Annotated in this window: 11 protein-coding genes, 1 tRNA gene and 1 pseudogene; 9 read left to right on the top strand and 4 right to left on the bottom strand. The window is 39.8% G+C overall.

Features of this window, described 5'->3' with window-relative positions:
* Window positions 1-21 precede the first annotated feature (21 nt).
* The 9 genes and pseudogenes from ACXAFI_RS10505 to ACXAFI_RS10465 all read left to right on the top strand — a co-directional run.
* Window positions 22-98 (top strand) — tRNA-Asp (locus tag ACXAFI_RS10505).
* A 503-nt stretch (window positions 99-601) separates the two neighbouring features.
* Window positions 602-1,576 (top strand): 1-aminocyclopropane-1-carboxylate deaminase/D-cysteine desulfhydrase, encoded by a 975-nt coding sequence (locus ACXAFI_RS10500; protein WP_475108754.1) that lies wholly within the window; start codon window positions 602-604, stop codon window positions 1,574-1,576.
* Between the two features lie 195 nt (window positions 1,577-1,771).
* Window positions 1,772-2,656, top strand: a complete 885-nt coding sequence (locus tag ACXAFI_RS10495) for an NAD(+) kinase (protein ID WP_475108753.1) — start codon at window positions 1,772-1,774, stop codon at window positions 2,654-2,656.
* Between the two features lie 31 nt (window positions 2,657-2,687).
* Complete coding sequence (locus ACXAFI_RS10490; protein WP_475108752.1) at window positions 2,688-3,086, top strand: FAD synthase family protein; 399 nt, start codon at window positions 2,688-2,690, stop codon at window positions 3,084-3,086.
* 12 nt (window positions 3,087-3,098) lie between these two features.
* Entirely contained in the window at window positions 3,099-5,552 is a 2,454-nt protein-coding gene (locus ACXAFI_RS10485; protein ID WP_475108751.1) for a CDP-glycerol glycerophosphotransferase family protein, read from the top strand.
* Between the two features lie 33 nt (window positions 5,553-5,585).
* Entirely contained in the window at window positions 5,586-7,241 is a 1,656-nt protein-coding gene (locus ACXAFI_RS10480) for a hypothetical protein (RefSeq protein WP_475108750.1), read from the top strand.
* Window positions 7,242-8,551: 1,310 nt separating this feature from the next.
* Window positions 8,552-8,722 carry a transposase gene (locus ACXAFI_RS10475; protein WP_475109814.1) on the top strand — a complete coding sequence of 57 codons (171 nt, stop codon included), beginning with the start codon at window positions 8,552-8,554 and terminating at the stop codon, window positions 8,720-8,722.
* 436 nt (window positions 8,723-9,158) lie between these two features.
* Window positions 9,159-10,235 (top strand): XcbB/CpsF family capsular polysaccharide biosynthesis protein, encoded by a 1,077-nt coding sequence (locus ACXAFI_RS10470; RefSeq protein WP_475108749.1) that lies wholly within the window; start codon window positions 9,159-9,161, stop codon window positions 10,233-10,235.
* Between the two features lie 596 nt (window positions 10,236-10,831).
* Window positions 10,832-11,248 (top strand): annotated as a pseudogene (locus tag ACXAFI_RS10465) (transposase family protein); the annotation flags it as partial.
* A 110-nt stretch (window positions 11,249-11,358) separates the two neighbouring features.
* On the opposite strand, the gene ACXAFI_RS10460 reads toward ACXAFI_RS10465, so the two are convergent.
* The 4 genes from ACXAFI_RS10460 to ACXAFI_RS10445 form a co-directional block, all read right to left on the bottom strand.
* Window positions 11,359-13,539, bottom strand: a complete 2,181-nt coding sequence (locus ACXAFI_RS10460; RefSeq protein WP_475108748.1) for a glycosyltransferase — start codon at window positions 13,537-13,539, stop codon at window positions 11,359-11,361.
* 99 nt (window positions 13,540-13,638) lie between these two features.
* Window positions 13,639-14,835 carry a capsular polysaccharide export protein, LipB/KpsS family gene (locus ACXAFI_RS10455; protein WP_475108747.1) on the bottom strand — a complete coding sequence of 399 codons (1,197 nt, stop codon included), beginning with the start codon at window positions 14,833-14,835 and terminating at the stop codon, window positions 13,639-13,641.
* On the bottom strand, window positions 14,835-15,539 hold the full coding sequence (locus tag ACXAFI_RS10450) for an ABC transporter ATP-binding protein (protein WP_475108746.1): 705 nt from the start codon (window positions 15,537-15,539) through the stop codon (window positions 14,835-14,837). The genes ACXAFI_RS10455 and ACXAFI_RS10450 overlap by 1 nt, the downstream gene beginning before the upstream one ends.
* Window positions 15,536-16,312 carry an ABC transporter permease gene (locus ACXAFI_RS10445; protein ID WP_475108745.1) on the bottom strand — a complete coding sequence of 259 codons (777 nt, stop codon included), beginning with the start codon at window positions 16,310-16,312 and terminating at the stop codon, window positions 15,536-15,538. Before ACXAFI_RS10445 ends, ACXAFI_RS10450 begins: the two co-directional genes overlap by 4 nt.
* Between the last annotated feature and the right edge of the window lie 3 nt (window positions 16,313-16,315).

Below are 16,315 nucleotides of genomic sequence, written 5' to 3'. Positions count from 1 at the left end.
TAAGTGGAAGTTGACTACCGAGGACCGGTAGTTCAGTTGGTTAGAATGCCGGCCTGTCACGCCGGAGGTCGCGGGTTCGAGTCCCGTCCGGTCCGCCAGATACGAAAAAGGCCCCTTCGAAAGATGGGGCCTTTTTCATATCTGTAAGATTGGTATGCGAGAGCTAGAGTTGGTCCTATATTGACGCATATGGGAGGAAACCCGGTCTTGGTCTGATCGGCAGGCTGAGAAAATAGCAGATGGTGGAAGGCCTACTGGATCTGAGTACTTCCTGGTGCCTCCAGAAATAAACAAGCTTATTGTTTTGGCTCTTAATAAAGGGTGCAAATCATCACTGGGGATAGAGGCTAGCTAGAGCTGACTCAACCGATGCATTATCACTTGTAACAAAATTTGGATCGCCGGCTTGGTGAAGCTTTTGTCTTCAGCATAAAGACTCCCTCAATCTAGGCAATGCAGGTTGGCAGGATGCAAGTTTCAGGGGGGGGGAGCCTAGAAGTGATCGATGTACCTCTCGATCAATGTAGCCCTCTTTGGACCCCTGGCTTCACCCAAGTGACGATCAGTTCTGGAGGCTATTGTTACGGCAAAAACCAGAAAGATGAGCTCTATTCCTCACTATTTAACTAATCTCGATCTGAATTACTTCACCGAAGCCGCTCGCGACATTCCCTACCAGAAAGTCCACAGTGATCTTTTCCCTGGAGTTGAGGTTTGGATCCGTCGCGATGACCTGCTAGACCCGCTTATTTCAGGTAATAAAGCCTACAAACTCCTTTACAACCTAATCGAGGCGGGAGAGCATGGGGTCGAAACCCTAATTACCTGTGGCGGGGCCTGGTCAAATCACTTACATGCCTCTGCTGCTGCAGGGGCCCGCTTTGGCTTCCGTACCATTGGCATTATTCGCGGTGAACGCTCGCCAGAGCTGAGTGCCATGCTGCAAGATGCAGAGCGCCTGGGCATGGAATTTAAGTTTGTGACCCGAGAATTATATAGGCAACGCAATCAGCAGGAGTTTCTCAATCATTTAGGGGTTGAGCTACATAATTGCCTCTATTTGCCAGAAGGTGGGGCAAACTTTGCTGGTGCAAGAGGAGTTTTCTTATTGGGGAAAGTTATCGAAGCCACCAAGCCAATTAGGTTTGATCAGCTTTGGCTGGCTTGCGGTACAGGCCTGACTCTCGGAGGGCTGAGGGCATCTGTAAGTAGCTTTCCTGTGTGCGGCGTTGAGGTTTTGCGAGCAGGTCAGTCTATCCGCCGAGATGCACAGCGCTGGCTCTCGGCACTATCAACAAGCACAACTTGCATTCGTGACCAATTAGTCGCGACGAATGCCGAGCTAATGAATGAGTACCATTGCGGCGGCTATGGTAAATACCCCAGCCAATTGCAGGCATTTCAGCAGGCTTTCGAGCGTCAATCCGGTATCCCTCTAGATCCTATTTATACCGCCAAACTGTTGTATGCGATTCACCTAAGAGCTAATGCTGGCCATTTCGAAGGCGGTACTAAGATCCTGGCACTTCATTCTGGAGGGCTGCAGGGGCGACGTGGATTACAGCTTGGTAGCTAGGTTAAAAAACAACCTTTTTGGGCCGGTGGCTTCCCTTGACCGGGCGTCCTTGTTCGACTCCAATACCCAGCTAAGGCATAATACCCTGTCACATTTTTAGGAAGCTTTCCCCGTCGACGTTTTAAAACGAGATTAGGCGTCTGATAGGCAAAGCATCAATCACAAGGCCCTGGTTCGGGCACTTGAGAGGGAGCGGTGTCGGAATTTCAAAATATCGGTCTGATCGGCCGCACTGAAAGTGATAGTGCTGTGCTCTCGCTCAAGCGCCTTATGGTATTTCTTGAGCAGCAAGGCTACGCCGTTGTTTTGGAGAAGGAGACTGCTACGGCTGTGTCCGCCCCCAACGCACGGGTCTCTTCAAAAGAAAAGCTAGGTGAGCTCTGTGATTTAGTCATTGTCGTCGGTGGTGATGGTAGCCTACTCGCCGCCGCCCGCGCCTTGGCAAAATTCAGTGTGCCCCTACTTGGTATTAATCGTGGACGCCTGGGCTTTCTAACCGATATCACTCCTGATGAAATCGAGCAAAAAGTTGGCGAGGTGTTAGCTGGTAAATATATGGCCGAGAGTCGCTTCCTGCTGGACATGTCTGTGACTCGTGATGACAAACCTATAGGAAAAGGCTCGGGGCTTAACGATATCGTAATCCATCCCGGTGAATTCATTCGGATGATTGAGTTCGATCTTTATATCGATGGGCAGTTTGTTTATACCCAACGCTCTGATGGCTTAATCGTTTCTACACCTACGGGTTCCACCGCCTACGCACTATCTGGTGGAGGGCCGATTATGCATCCAAAGCTGGATGCCATTGTCCTGGTGCCGCTAAACCCACATACCTTGAGCAGCCGCCCAATTGTTGTGGAAGGTAGTAGTGAGTTTAAAATCATTATCGGTAAGTACAATACTGCTAATCCACATGTAACTTGCGACGGGCAAGATCATATTATTACCGAACCTAATGATGTTATACGAATTCATAAAAAGCCACATCGGCTGACCCTGATCCACCCTATAGATCATAATTTTTATGAAACCTGTAGATCTAAACTTGGTTGGGCCGAACAACTTAACAAATATTAAATTAGAAAATATATACGAATGAGAGGTGTTAGTGAGAGTTATTACATTCGGGACTTTTGATATTTTTCATGTTGGTCATGTAAATATATTAGAGAGAGCAAAGGAATTGGGCGATCAACTTATTGTTGGCGTTTCTTCAGACGCCTTAAATATAAAGAAGAAAGGTCGCCCTCCAATTTACAGTGAAGCTGACAGGATTGCGATTGTAAGCTCTATACATTGCGTAGATGAAGTATTTTTAGAAGAATCTCTTGAAAGAAAAGGGGATTACATAAAGCAACATGGTGCTGATGTCTTAGTAATGGGGGATGACTGGAAAGGGAAGTTCGATTGTTATTCCAATCTATGTGAAGTCATTTATTTCCCTAGAACTGAGGGAATATCTACCACTCAGATAATAGATATTGTAAGAAAAGAGCCAGCTGTCTAAGAAAAAATTCAAATGAAAATCTGTATTTTTACTGTTTCTCTTAACACCAAAATTACCGGAATAGACGTTGTTGCAGTTGGTTTGGCCAACGAGCTTGTCAGCAAGGGGCATGAAGTTGTATTTCTCACTCATCCTGGGCAGGGTGTACCTGACAGGTTGATCCTAAATTCGTCTATCAAGAAGTACGAGATACATAGAAACTACTCAGATAAAAATATAAAACTAGCACGTTCAATATTTTTACGTGAGTGTCCAGATGTTGTGCTCCCGATGATTACAAATTCAATTGTATCTGTTTTGGTTGCAGCACTTCATGGGCTTGAGATACCACTGTTGATATCGGAACATAATAATCCGGAAAAGTATCTGAATATGTGGTGGAAGCTCGGACAAAACTATAACGAAAAGCTAGAGATTAGAAATGCTATATTTGGCGCTGCTGATAGGATTCACTTATTAAATGAGTCCTTCAAGGACGGTCTCCCGGAGTTCTTGCGTGACCGCTCATTCGTGCTTAAAAATGCTTGTCCAGTTACGGTGTCGTCACGAAGTAATATAGAGGCCAATAATATTGTCTGTGTAGGACGGCTTGAGCAAAATCAAAAGAATATCAAACTTTTAATAGAATCATTTGCTCAAGTAGCTACAAAATACCCAGACTGGACTCTCACGATCGTCGGAGACGGTCCAAATAAGAGTTATTATACAAACTTAGTTAATTCATTAGGTATAAAGAATAAAGTTGAGTTTACAGGTCACGTTGATAACGCAGAAGAGTATTACCTGAAAGCCTCTATATTTTCCATTCCCTCATATTTTGAGGGCTGTCCAATGACCTTGATTGAGGCTCAATCATTTGGCCTTCCCGCAATAGGCCTGGACAGTTGTTCTGGCGTTAATGAAATGATATGCGATGGTGTCGATGGTCTCCTCGTTGCAAAAGATGAATACGCAGATGGTCTAGAATCCTTGGTTAAGTCAACAGATTTGCGAATAAGGATGTCCAAAAATGCAATGATAAGTGCGAAACGCTACGAGCCATCCTCCATCTATAATGCGTGGGAAACTGAAATTTTTGCTACTATTAATGAATATAAAGAGCGTGGCCAAGTAAGACTTTCCGAGATTAATACAATAAGCGAATCAGATATTTCTAAAGTTTTACTATTGAGATTTATTAAGGAAAATATATTTTGGCGAACGTATCCTCGTATCAATTGCTCTTCGGAGAGGCGCCGTTATCAGAAGGTGTTGGAATCTACCTCTTGGCGAATTACTGCACCGATACGCTTAACTCGTCGTTCTATAGATTATTTGAAAACTAATGGAATTTTAGCATCCATTTCAAAAGCTGCAAGTGTATTAAGATCTAGATTTATTTTTAATCCAAAAGTAATAAAATTCCTTGGGCGCTGCCTGCCTCGTATTGATGTTGTCGGTGTCGATATCAATAACATGAATGATGTTGAGGAGTTGGTAAAGCATTTAGTTAATAAAAAAAATGTAATAAAAAATACAACAACTTCTTTCTGCGATTATCTAAAGTTGGCTAGAGCAAGGGTTATTGTCTCTGCTGCTGGTGCATTTAAGAATGAGTATACCAATCAGGCTACTTGGGTAGAGGTTTGGCATGCAGCTGGAGCTGTTAAGTTTTTTTCAAATAGAACTTACAAGAATATTTCAAATAGACATTATATTTTCGCACCATCAGAGTACATGAGAAGAGAGTACGCCAAATCCTTCACAACAAGCCTTGATAACGTTTATGCATGGGGAGCAATAAAAACGGATAGGTGTTTCAATGCTTTAGAAATTGAGGCTGCAAAGAAGGAATTTTATAGATCATACCCCGAATTAAAGGGAAAAAAAATCTATCTCTATGCTCCCACTTATCGCGGGAAGTGGCCTGACAATGTTCATCTTAATCTTGAGCTGAACTTTGAAGAATTAGCCAGGCAGTTAACCCCTGATGAAGTGCTTGTTACTAAGCTCCACCCTGCAATTAAGGTTGACTCAAGTCTAGAAGCTGTTCATAAATCAAATATTTATGAAATTCCCGGAAAAATTTTTGATTTTTCCGATGATGATATTTTCAATTTAATTTCTGCTTCCGATGTTGTAATCACAGATTATTCTTCAGTCGTTTACGAGGCTGCGTTAATGAAAAAACCATTAGTTTTTTATGCGGAGGATGTTGAATTGTATGATCTCGAAAGAGGGTTGGCGTTTGACTATAGGGTAGAAATTCCCGGGCAAATAATAGATCAACCAGATGAGAGCTTACTTTTATCCTCAATTCGAGAGGCAAAGGTGGACAAAGAGAAGAATGCAATTTTCATAGAAAAATTCTTGGGTGCTTGTGATGGAAAGTCAATCATTAGGCTTAACCAGCTTGTTCAACAGATCCTTTCCAAGGGTATTAAAGAGCCCGTATCCACAGATCACTTACCTTCTGTAAACACATAACTAAGATAGTTTATGAAAGTCAGGCCAGTTGTTATGAAATCAAAGTTTCTGAATATGAGCTCACAGGAGGTAAAACTTTCCTGTATATACTCAATTCAGGTGAATAACGACTTTGATGAGTTGTTCACTAGGCTCCGGTTTATAGCAACCGATAAACTGCGCCCGGACTGTGTAGAAATCTTAGTTGTAGATGCAACTAAAAATCTAGAATATAGATCAAAAATTAAAAATTTTTGCTATCAGAATCAGTATAAGTACCTAGAAGCTAAATGTGAATCAAACAGGTTTTCGTTAAGTAGAGTAAGAAATCTTGCTGCAAGCCAAGCTAAAGGTGAGTTCATACTTTTTCATGATATTGATCTTCTACTATATGATAATTATTTTAATGATATATTGAAGTTGATAGCGAGCAACAAGTTAGAAAGCTATAATTCACGCTTGCTTTCAATTCCCTGCTTATACCTTACCAATCACGAGTCAAAAAGACAGCTATGTAGTACAAGAAAAGAAGATGTTCTTTTCTTGGCTGATCAGTGCAGATTGGATCCAAAAGCTCATTTGGAAAGCTTTGCGGATGTATGTTCCGCGGTGATTATAAATCGTCAATATTATCTATCACTAGGCGGGCAAGACCCCAGTTTTCGAGGTTGGGGCTACGAAGACTCTGAGTTTGTTTTCCGAGTTTTAGAGCGCTCTTCTGGTTTTTTGAAGCCTCGATTTTTTAGATGGAACCTAGAAAAGGAATATCGACATCAAGCTGCTTTTGTAGGCTGGAGAAGTAGCTTTCGTCTACACGGTCTTTCTGCAACTTTAAATGGTATTTACCTTCGACATATCTGGCACGCTCGAAGAGATGATGGGGCATGGGCTAGCAATGAGAGTAATTCTAATAAACAGTTATTTTTGAGCCGAATAAAAGAGAGGACGCACGCTAGGCGGGCGATTATAGATTGTTCATCGAAAGTTGAAGTGGTCGTTTACCCTTCTATTCCTGATTCAATGTCGTATATTGGCTCTTTCCTTGGAAAAGTATCTGAGATTGCTGACTTAGAAGAGCTTAAGTCAAAAAATAAAGTGGAAGTAGTCACGTTTTGCGAGGGTTTGGAAGAGGAAGGAATTGATTACACATGTATTATGGAGTCGCAATTAAAGCCGTTCTTCTACTCTGAAAGCTCATCAGGTAAAGAGTGCCATGCCAACCTCTTTGAGGAGTGCCCGACTGTGTTGAACTATATTGTACATTTAGAAAGGTCGCTTAAACTTAGAGCTTGGATTTATTTGAGCTGGCTTAAGAAAAGCTACTCTAATGATCTTTGCTTGGTCTTAATGGCAGCAATCTTTGGAATTCGATACAAAACAGACTGGGTTATGAAAGGTGAGGGTTTTGAGAGAGGGGGTAAGAAAAATAACAACTACTTGACTATTTCGAAGGAGGAATGCCGAGAATATTTAGCAAGGTTATTATCCTTCCCTCAAAAGCAATTTTTTGGAGGGAGAATTCGACTAAAAAATAACACACGTGCATTTATTGATCGTGGAGGAGAAATTATGGCAAGTAGTCCTTATTATGATTGTGTTCGTTGGTCATTGCCAATGCTTGGTATAGACTACAACTCCTTGGTCGCTTTTTTAAAGGCGCTTTTCTCTCATATTCGCTCTGTGTTTTCTTTGGTTTACTTCCGCAAATGAATGAGCTGATTGGCTGCCCATCTTAGTGAGTGGGCGGCGGACAATACCATCTAAATTTATGAATTAAAAGGCTGGAGTGAGTCAGGCCATTCCATAAAGTTTGAGATGGAGTCCACCACTAAATTATGAGCAGAGGGCTAGGCAATGCATTCAGTCTTTGTGGTTTTTAAGGTATAAAACTCATTTTTATTTCCAGTTGGAGTGAGCTTCTCACAAATACACTAACCGATTTTTATGTCTAATATCTGTTGGTTTGAATTTTTGGTGATTCCCTTGTGATCGATTAGGTTGCTAACTAATCTTATACATACATTAGTGTGTGACAAATCTATGGACTTCAAGTTGCTCAGGGCTGGCCTGGTTAACTGTGTAGTCAATTTATTTTTCCCCACGAATAGATAAAATAAATGTTTTGAGGTCGTTCGTCAGATGCTGACGAGGTATGATTGGCATTGAAAATTTGGGCAAACTTTTCCATAGTTAGGAAATAATTATTACTTGGATATTGGGTTGCTATTTGCATTATTGTTGATTTTTCCTTGTGTCCCTCAATATTGATTCGATTTAAGAGGTTTTAGAGTGTTTGAGCAATTAATTCAAGTGTCATAGTTATCTATTGGGGGCAGTCTCAAGAGATTAATTTACTGGATCTATGAAACGGTTTGAGCCATATAGAGGGATTTGATCTGATATCATTCTTTCTAGAGACACTATTCGGTTCGGTTCGGTTCGGTTCGGTTCGGTATGTGGTTGTTAGTGTGGAAGCTACTTAACCTTTGGAAAGAAGGCCTCCCTTGCTAACACTTTTTTGAGAATCTATGCTGAAAGGGCCTCTACCCCTCCCTAATCATTGGTAAGATACATAAACCTTGCTCAGACAAGATTATCATATCGTTGCCCCTCTATCCTAGATATTTATCATTGTAAGTTTAGTGAATATGCTCGAATATATCTAAAGAATGTCAATTTATCAGAGGGATTTTTCAGGCTTAAAACCCCTTATTTTTTAAGCGGATTAATTAATACATAGGGAAAGCAATGCCCTTGATAGTGAAACTTGACAGGACTTGTCGTTCTGGCGTGCAGATTAAAAATATGGCCTTCATGAACCGGCAAGTTCTAAAAGGATGTCATACACGAGCTTGGCCGTTCCAAGCTCGCATGAAGCTTTATAGCAGGTACCACCTGGTATTTGTGCTAAGTACCGAAAAAAGCATTATTTGGGATGTTTAGATGGGAGAGCAGAGGGTTACTTTGAGTCTTATGCCGCCAAAAGGGGATTGAGTTGGTCGAGGAGTACGTAATGAGGGATCATATTCATATGTTTTAATGTTTCCTTGAAGTTCAGTATATCCAATACGGTTGAGTTTTTGAAAGGGAAATCTACTATTCAAATACTCCGGAAATGCAACCCTATGCAGAGAAACCTTACAGGAAAATACTTTTTGGCTCGGTGCTATTGTGTGATCAGCGAGGCTTGATGAGCATATTAAGAATAGAGGTTGAAGGGCGCCGCCAAGAGTAGGTGCGGCTAGCGGTATTTTAACTAGTTCACTATGAGGGCTTTCACCATGCCACTTGCTTGCGGTTAGTCGTTGATTAGAGAAAATTCTTTGGTTACAGCATGATATTTGAGATAATTGGATTTTAATTTGAATTTAACGAAAATGTTAAAATTAGACTAAAATCTCAGATCCTTAACTTTTATTTGAGTTTGAAGCATAAGGAGGGAGAGTGAATAAGTGGTAGGTTACTATAAAGCTTGAGTCGAGAGAGGAAGAAAGTCATTAAAAGTTAACCATTAACAATAGGTCTAAGTAAATAAAAAAACTATAGAGAGTTGATGTATTTATAGCCTGCGTAATTGGTGTATTATATCTCGTTGTTTATTTGTGGTCGCTGTTTAAAGGTAATTTTATGTTAAAGCTAAATATATTTAATAACTATAAGAAAAAAGTTACATTTTCCCCATCTAAAGAAATTTTAAAGCTGACGGACTCAATAATTGAGAGATCTATAGATGTGAATTTTTCTGGATTGTCAACTATCAAGATTGATCGATCAGAAGTAGGGCATAAATCTGAAAGGCTTCACAATATATATGGGTTCGCACGGCGCAACCAAAATGTTAAGGAGCTCGTTACCAATCTAACAAACAATGGTTTTTATTTGACTCATTGCCAAAATGGAATTTCTACATTCAATAAATTCATTAATGCAGCCTCATTTTCTAAATTTATTAAAAAAGAAAATCTTAGGTATCACCGATCTATATTTTACACATTGGAGAAGCCTTTAGTTAAAAGTGATCGCTCTAGGTTGATGGTGATATTCTCTTCTGTTGCTGGCAAGGCTTATAATTCAGATGTTGCCACAAGAAATTTCTATTTAAACTTTAATTCTATACAGAAATACATACCTAGCAATACTTATATTCTGAGAATTGCAGATGTTGGTGGGGTCGTAGGAAGTTTCTATTTGAATAACAATTTTAATGAACAAGTAGAAGATGATATCCAATCATTGATTTCAAAGATTTCAGGAGAGTTTAGCATCTGCCATGATGATATTGTCTTATATGGTACATCTAAAGGTGGAACAGGAAGTCTTTACCATGCAATTTTAGGTCAGTATAAATGTGTGTCTGTAGATCCAATTATCACGGGGGAGTACCATCTAAATCAGCTTCGAGACTGTCATTTTGTATCAGGGACCTTTCCAAAAGAAAAATCCGATTTGTTTTACTCTCTGTTGAAAAATAATCTATTAAGTAAAAAGGTCAATATAATTTATTCTAGGCAATCTCCAATTTTTAAGGAGGTTGAAGGTATGTTTAACAAACATAAGGAATCAATGAATCTTTTCAACTTCTCTCATCCAAAAATAAAGTGCCATGCTGATGTTGGTAGGTATAGTTTAAATTTATTAATGCTCCTGATAAATAACCTGTATTATGACGTTGGTATTGTTTCATCTAAGAAAGTTGTTAATTAATATCTAAGTAAACTACAGCTATTGACGGTGAGAAATGATGGGGCTCTGCTGTTCAGGCGCGTAAATTAAAAATATGGTCTTCAAGAGCTGGCAAGTTCTATAAGGGAGGCCATATATGAGATCGGCAGTACTGAGCTCATGTGAAGCATTATTGTAGGTATCACGCAGTATTTATGCCTAAGTATCGAAAGAAAGAATGATTTGAAAAATTAAGACGATAAATTGGAACGATATTTCGAGACTTATGCCGTCGGACATTGAGTTGGTAGAAGGGTACACAATGAGTGATTACCTTCATATGTTGCTAATGATTCCTCCGAAATTTAGTGTATTCCAATGTGGTTGCGCTTTTGAAAGGGGAATCTACGATCCAGATATTTCAGAAGTATAAGATGTACAGAGAAATTTTTCAGGAAGACACTTTTGAGTTCGGGGCTACTGCGTGAGTATAGTGGGGTTCGATGAGCAGATAACTAGAGAGTATATCAAAAGCCAAGAAATTGAAGAGGTCGGTCAAGTACAGATTCAGCTGGCAGGATTATATCTAGTTCTCTCTGGGGGTCTTCACCATACTGATCCTACCCACCAACAACGGGCACACCACCAAGACACCGATCATCGTAGCAGAATTTTTGAATGATCTAGGGGTGCTATGTATCCTGACTGACCGTGGTACGGAATATTGTGGCAAACTGGAGTAACATAGTTGTAAATTAAATCTTAGTGTGAACGAAATAGAATACATCAAGACAAAAGCGAGATATCCACAAACCAACGGTATTTGTGACCGATTCCATAAAACTATTTTACAGGAGTTCTACCAACCATCGTCACCTTGAATATCTATTAATCGATAGAAGGACTGAAAAGGATCTGGACGAATGGCTTCTCTATTAGATTAATGATCGTACCCTCAAGGCAAGAAGTGTTGTGGCCACACACCAATGACAACACTTGAAGATGAAAAAGTCATCTGGATGGAAAAATTGTATACTGAATTTGACCTGATATAACACTTTCTGAAAAACCGGTAGCGGTCAGATCAAGTTCGAACTACTACACCTTATGAAGTGGGGTCCTGCACTATATTAGTCATTCCCTCTGTTACTTTTTCTTTGTAGATTTATATGTCCTTAGATACCAATTTCTTTGTGCCTAGTAGGCGGTAAAATCCTGAAATAAGCTCTACACCATTTTCTGAGCCTATGGTTTTCCAGATTAAGAACTTTATTGCCCTCTTGATTCGAAGTATAAAGTGGGAGGATGTGCGAGGCGTTGGGCTTTTTGTATTTTTAGGGATGTTAACTTGTGAGAATTTTACTCCAAGCAGGTAGGACTTTTCGGGGAATAGAGGGAGCGTCCTAGAGTTAAAATTTTCCTGGATTTCCTGTCCGAGTATACGAATTGTTTTGAATTTAACTTTTGTAGTAATAGTAATTACATCTCCATCCCTGCGCACTGATCTTGTTGAAAATTGGCCAAATGAGTAGAATTCATTAATAAGGTAGTTGAGAAACTTATAAATACGATTTATATCTGGTTCCCACTCCCTCGAAATAAATGTCGAGGCTTCTTCTGGGGTTTCAGCCTTATTGCATATTCCTTTATGATAATAGAACGCATCACCAACAGAAACAACGTTCTTAAATCTTAGAATAGATAACAATCCAACTCCCGAGTTTAGAAGGAATACCGAGTCAGCGGCATCGATTAAATCATGTATATTTTCTAGGTCGCAGTTAATAACATTGTGGTTGTCTTCAAATGGGTATGTAGGTTTTTTTTTAAGCGGGTGTGTTTTAATAAGAAATACCCACTCCCTAAGTGACTTGGATACAGTGTCCACCCATGTATAGAAGTCAGAATATCTCCTTAGCGGCCCCTTGAAAAATTCGCAAACAGTATCACCTGGTCTTTGAAGGGGTACAAGGCATATCTTTTTCCCATTTATTCGGTACTTATTTTTAATATACTCCGGCCCCATTTTTTTTGACTGCTTTTCAAGGTAATTTCCCTGTTGCATTTCGTTTTTACAATACTCAGAAACTGATAAAATTTCGGCATCAGATAGCTCTCTGTCCCAGTTTTTTTCGTGATATGAATTGCTGTCAGCATTGAATCCATTCATATCAAAGAAAACTGCTCCAGGAAGTGCTCCTCTCTCGTACGCAATGTACGGAATTTCTTCATTTCTACAATATCTATAGATATTTAATCTTTGTTTATTTGCGTATGGATTGTGAAAAAATACTTGATCTATTTTTTTCTTTGATATGTATTCTTTAAGCTCTGTTTCTGTTTCAAAGAATGATTCACGTTGGTAATCAACATGCCCAAGAGAGGGTATGACCTCTCTTACACTCTCAGTAAACTCACTGCCTTCAACTCCCAGAAATAGGGTTCTTTTATTATTGTAGGGTATCGGTGGTAGCCAGCAACTACATTGGTTGTCATATTCTGACATGCACTGCTTTAACAGGTTCTTGTTTTCCTTTGACTTCTTTATATAGTCATTAGATCCTTTTTCTCGTTCATGCCATAGATGGGCAATAAATATGCCGTCTAATGCAGTCTCATCTCCATACTTTCTATACAAGGATCTGAATCCAGAATAGCTTTGCGTACTCCAGTGTCCGTCGTTGTTGTATATATTTGATGGCCTTGGAAATCTTGGGTTATTGCTATACGCTCGATAAAATAGTTCGAAATCTTCACAGCCATGTCCCTGGAATCTTGGATCATGTCCTCCTAGGGTACAGTAATAGTAGCGATCAAAAACAGCAACTGATGAGCTTGCAGCGTAAAACTCTATTCTTTCATCTCCAATTTTCATGCTTTCTTGGAGATAAACTTTTCTGTTTTCAGGTGAGTTGCTTATATACTCTTTAGATGCGCTGTAGGATAAATATATACATGGGATATTGATAACTTCATCTATCCCATCGCTGAACCTCCCATTAATAAGTATCTTGAGATCTTCATAAAAAGTTGCATATGGGAGTAAATCTACATCCTGAAAAAGGATATATTTAGCTGTTGATATCTCTGCGCCGTGATCACGTGCCTTTCCTATAGAAAAGGTTTCATTTTTGGTATTTATGTAAGAGTATAAGGCACCGTACTTATTGCAAATATCTTTTGCTTTAATTGAGGCTCCCGCATCACTACCAGAATCAACAAGGATAAAACGAGCATCCTGGCGGGAGAATTCACTTAGAACTGCTTCCAAATTAATTAGACAGTTGTCTCGCAGTGGGCTATATCTGAACGGAATTATTACATCGAGGAAAGTCGTTTGGCTCATGGTAGCTCCGAGTGTTTGTTACTGGGACATTACCATTGATTTGTTTCTGTTGGATTTCGATTTTTTTTAAAAAATTATAACGTTTTGTTTCAGTAAAAGTCAGGTTTTCGATATTGTTTTAGTTAATTTGCTTTTTATCAATATCTTAAAAGCTGAAAAAATAATACTGGGTAGGGGGTAGCATGAATATCTCTGATTTTTGATGGCCGATATTACCCTGCTTAAAAGTGAGCTTTTTGGTGTGATAAGCATTTTTTGCTTTTGTAAAAGCAAGTGCAGGAGCTCTTCCTGACTTTTAATTGAGAATGTGTGATGGGTGGGTAAGGCTTCATCCAACTTTACTTTGATGATGGCGTCAGTCCCAGAAAAAACTCCTCTCCCTACTGCGTAAACAGGTTTGTCGTATATCAATGATTCAAGTAAGACAGTACTATTTATCCCCAGAACACAGCTAGACTTTGATATCAATTGATGTAGTGGGGTTTCGTAGTCGAGCTTTATTCGGCTATTGTTGGGGAGGAGGTTAATTAGTGGGGTACGGTCAAGAGGGTGCTGGCGTGCAATAATATCTATATTTGGTGCCACATGTGATTCGGCCCACTTTAGAAAGCTTATCATAGTGGAAAATGGAGAAAACTTTGTAATGTTTGTGTCTGTTTCTAACTGGAGGGGAATAAATAGATATCCATTATCAGAGATATCATTATCCCCAAAATTTTTCCTATATGAAACTTTCCATTGTTTTACGTTTTGCCGCTCTTCCGAACTAATAGTTCTTGGTTTTGTAATGGAGATCGAGCTTTGTCCATTTACTCCGAGGGGGTCTTCATAGTAAGTACCTGACTGTGGAAACCAGCCAGCTTCCAAGAAGGAGAATTTCTGATTTGGATTTATATCAAGAGCAAGATTTATAAAATCCTGTTGATAGTGGGGTAGACCATTCCAAATTATTATCTTTTCCGGTTTAAAGCTCTCTATCACTTTATGGAAGCAGTTCGCCCGATAATGTTTTATTTCTTTTAAGGCTTTATTCGGGTTCGCTTCGAATTGCTTCGCTAGTGCTTTATTTCTAGATAAGGAGATAAAGTTAAATCCGCTTGTTGCAATCTTAGCTTTGATTATATTTGTGCAATTGACGCTGTGTGGTTGATTGATATGGTTTCTGCTAAGAAGTTGTACTTCTTCTTCAACCAATAGTAGAATATTATTTCCGAGTTCGGACTCTTTATGTGCGATTGCTAAGATTATATCTGCGCGCTGAATGTCTGGCATTGGCTCATATATAAGGATACGCATTACTTCTGTGATTCCTCATAGCATGCTACTACATCTTTGCTATCCCCGTATTGGGCTACAACGCCATTTTCAATCCATAAAGCTTTGTTACAAAGCCGCTTCACAGTTTCTGCAGAATGAGAAACCAGGACTACAGTATCGCCTGAGGTGATTTTTTCTCGCATTACTGCTTCTGATTTCCTTCTAAACCTAGAATCGCCGACTGCTAAAATCTCATCAATCAGTAAGACATCAGATTTCAAATGAATTGCGACAGCCATTCCAAGGCGCTGCTTCATACCGGTAGAGTAGTTTTTAACTGGCTGGTCAAAAAACTCCCTAAGTTCAGCAAATTCATTGATTTCATTAAGTTTGCTAACGATATAAGCCTTTTCCAGACCCATCATCATGCCGCTAATAACCGCATTTTGGCGACCAGAAAGATTTTGATCATAGCCGACGGTTAAAGAAAGTAGTGCCGTTCTATGACCGTGGTTGATCACTTTCCCGTTATCAGGCTTGATGATACCGTTCAAGAGACGAAGTAGAGTGCTTTTCCCTGCACCATTGCGACCAAGAACTCCAAGCGAATCACCCACATAAAGCTCAAAACTAATATCTTTCAGTGGGCTATAAACACTGGTTGCTCGGGTAAAAGGAATGCCTGAGCGATAGGTCACCCGTACATTTTTCAGGCTAATGGCTGATTTCTTGCTTTCACTCATCTTTGCATCAGTGCCCTTGCGAATACGGGATTTAGCTTTTTCATTATTAATCTAGCTAAGGCATAAAGCGATATAACTGCACAGGTGTAAATTGCCAGACTAGATACGTTAGGTATTTGGTTATACATCAATATGTCGCGGTAGCTCTCAATGATCCAGATCATTGGATTGTAAGCGAGAATATCTTGAGCGTTTTGTGGTAACGAGCTGACGGTATAGAGGATGCCTGAGCCATACATGCCGAGTCGTAGCAAATGGGGAATCAGGTTAGAGAGGTCTGGTACAAATGGAATTAGCGCACTAGCGATCAGGCCACAGGCATAGTTCAGGAGGAACTGTATTACAAGGATTAATGGAAGGTAGATGTAGCTCCATGTGGGTGGATACCCCATTATCCATAACCCAATTAGCAGTAGCATAAACACAATACTGAACTTGAAGGTGTCCATGACGATATTAATAGATGGAAGTACTACTTTGGGGAAATTGACTTGGCTGATTAGTGCATGATTTTGGGTAATAGCAGCTGAGCAGTGGCTGACGCATTGGGCAAACCACTGCCAAACTACCAATCCCACAAGAAGGAAGGGGACAAAGTCATCTGTTCCTCTTTGAAATACAACGGCAAATATAAAGTAATAGATCGCCATCGAAAAAATGGGTTCTATGATCCACCAGAGGAAGCTTAAATAGGTTTTCGAGGCTTCAGATCGTAAATTACATAACGCCTTGTAGAAGACGATGTCTCTATGATGTTTTTGTAGAAAAATCACGGG

It is taken from the genome of Microbulbifer sp. ABH2_005 (assembly GCF_056160005.1).
The sequence above is the reverse complement of the archived record's forward strand: the minus strand, read 5'-3'. Positions and strand labels throughout refer to the sequence as shown.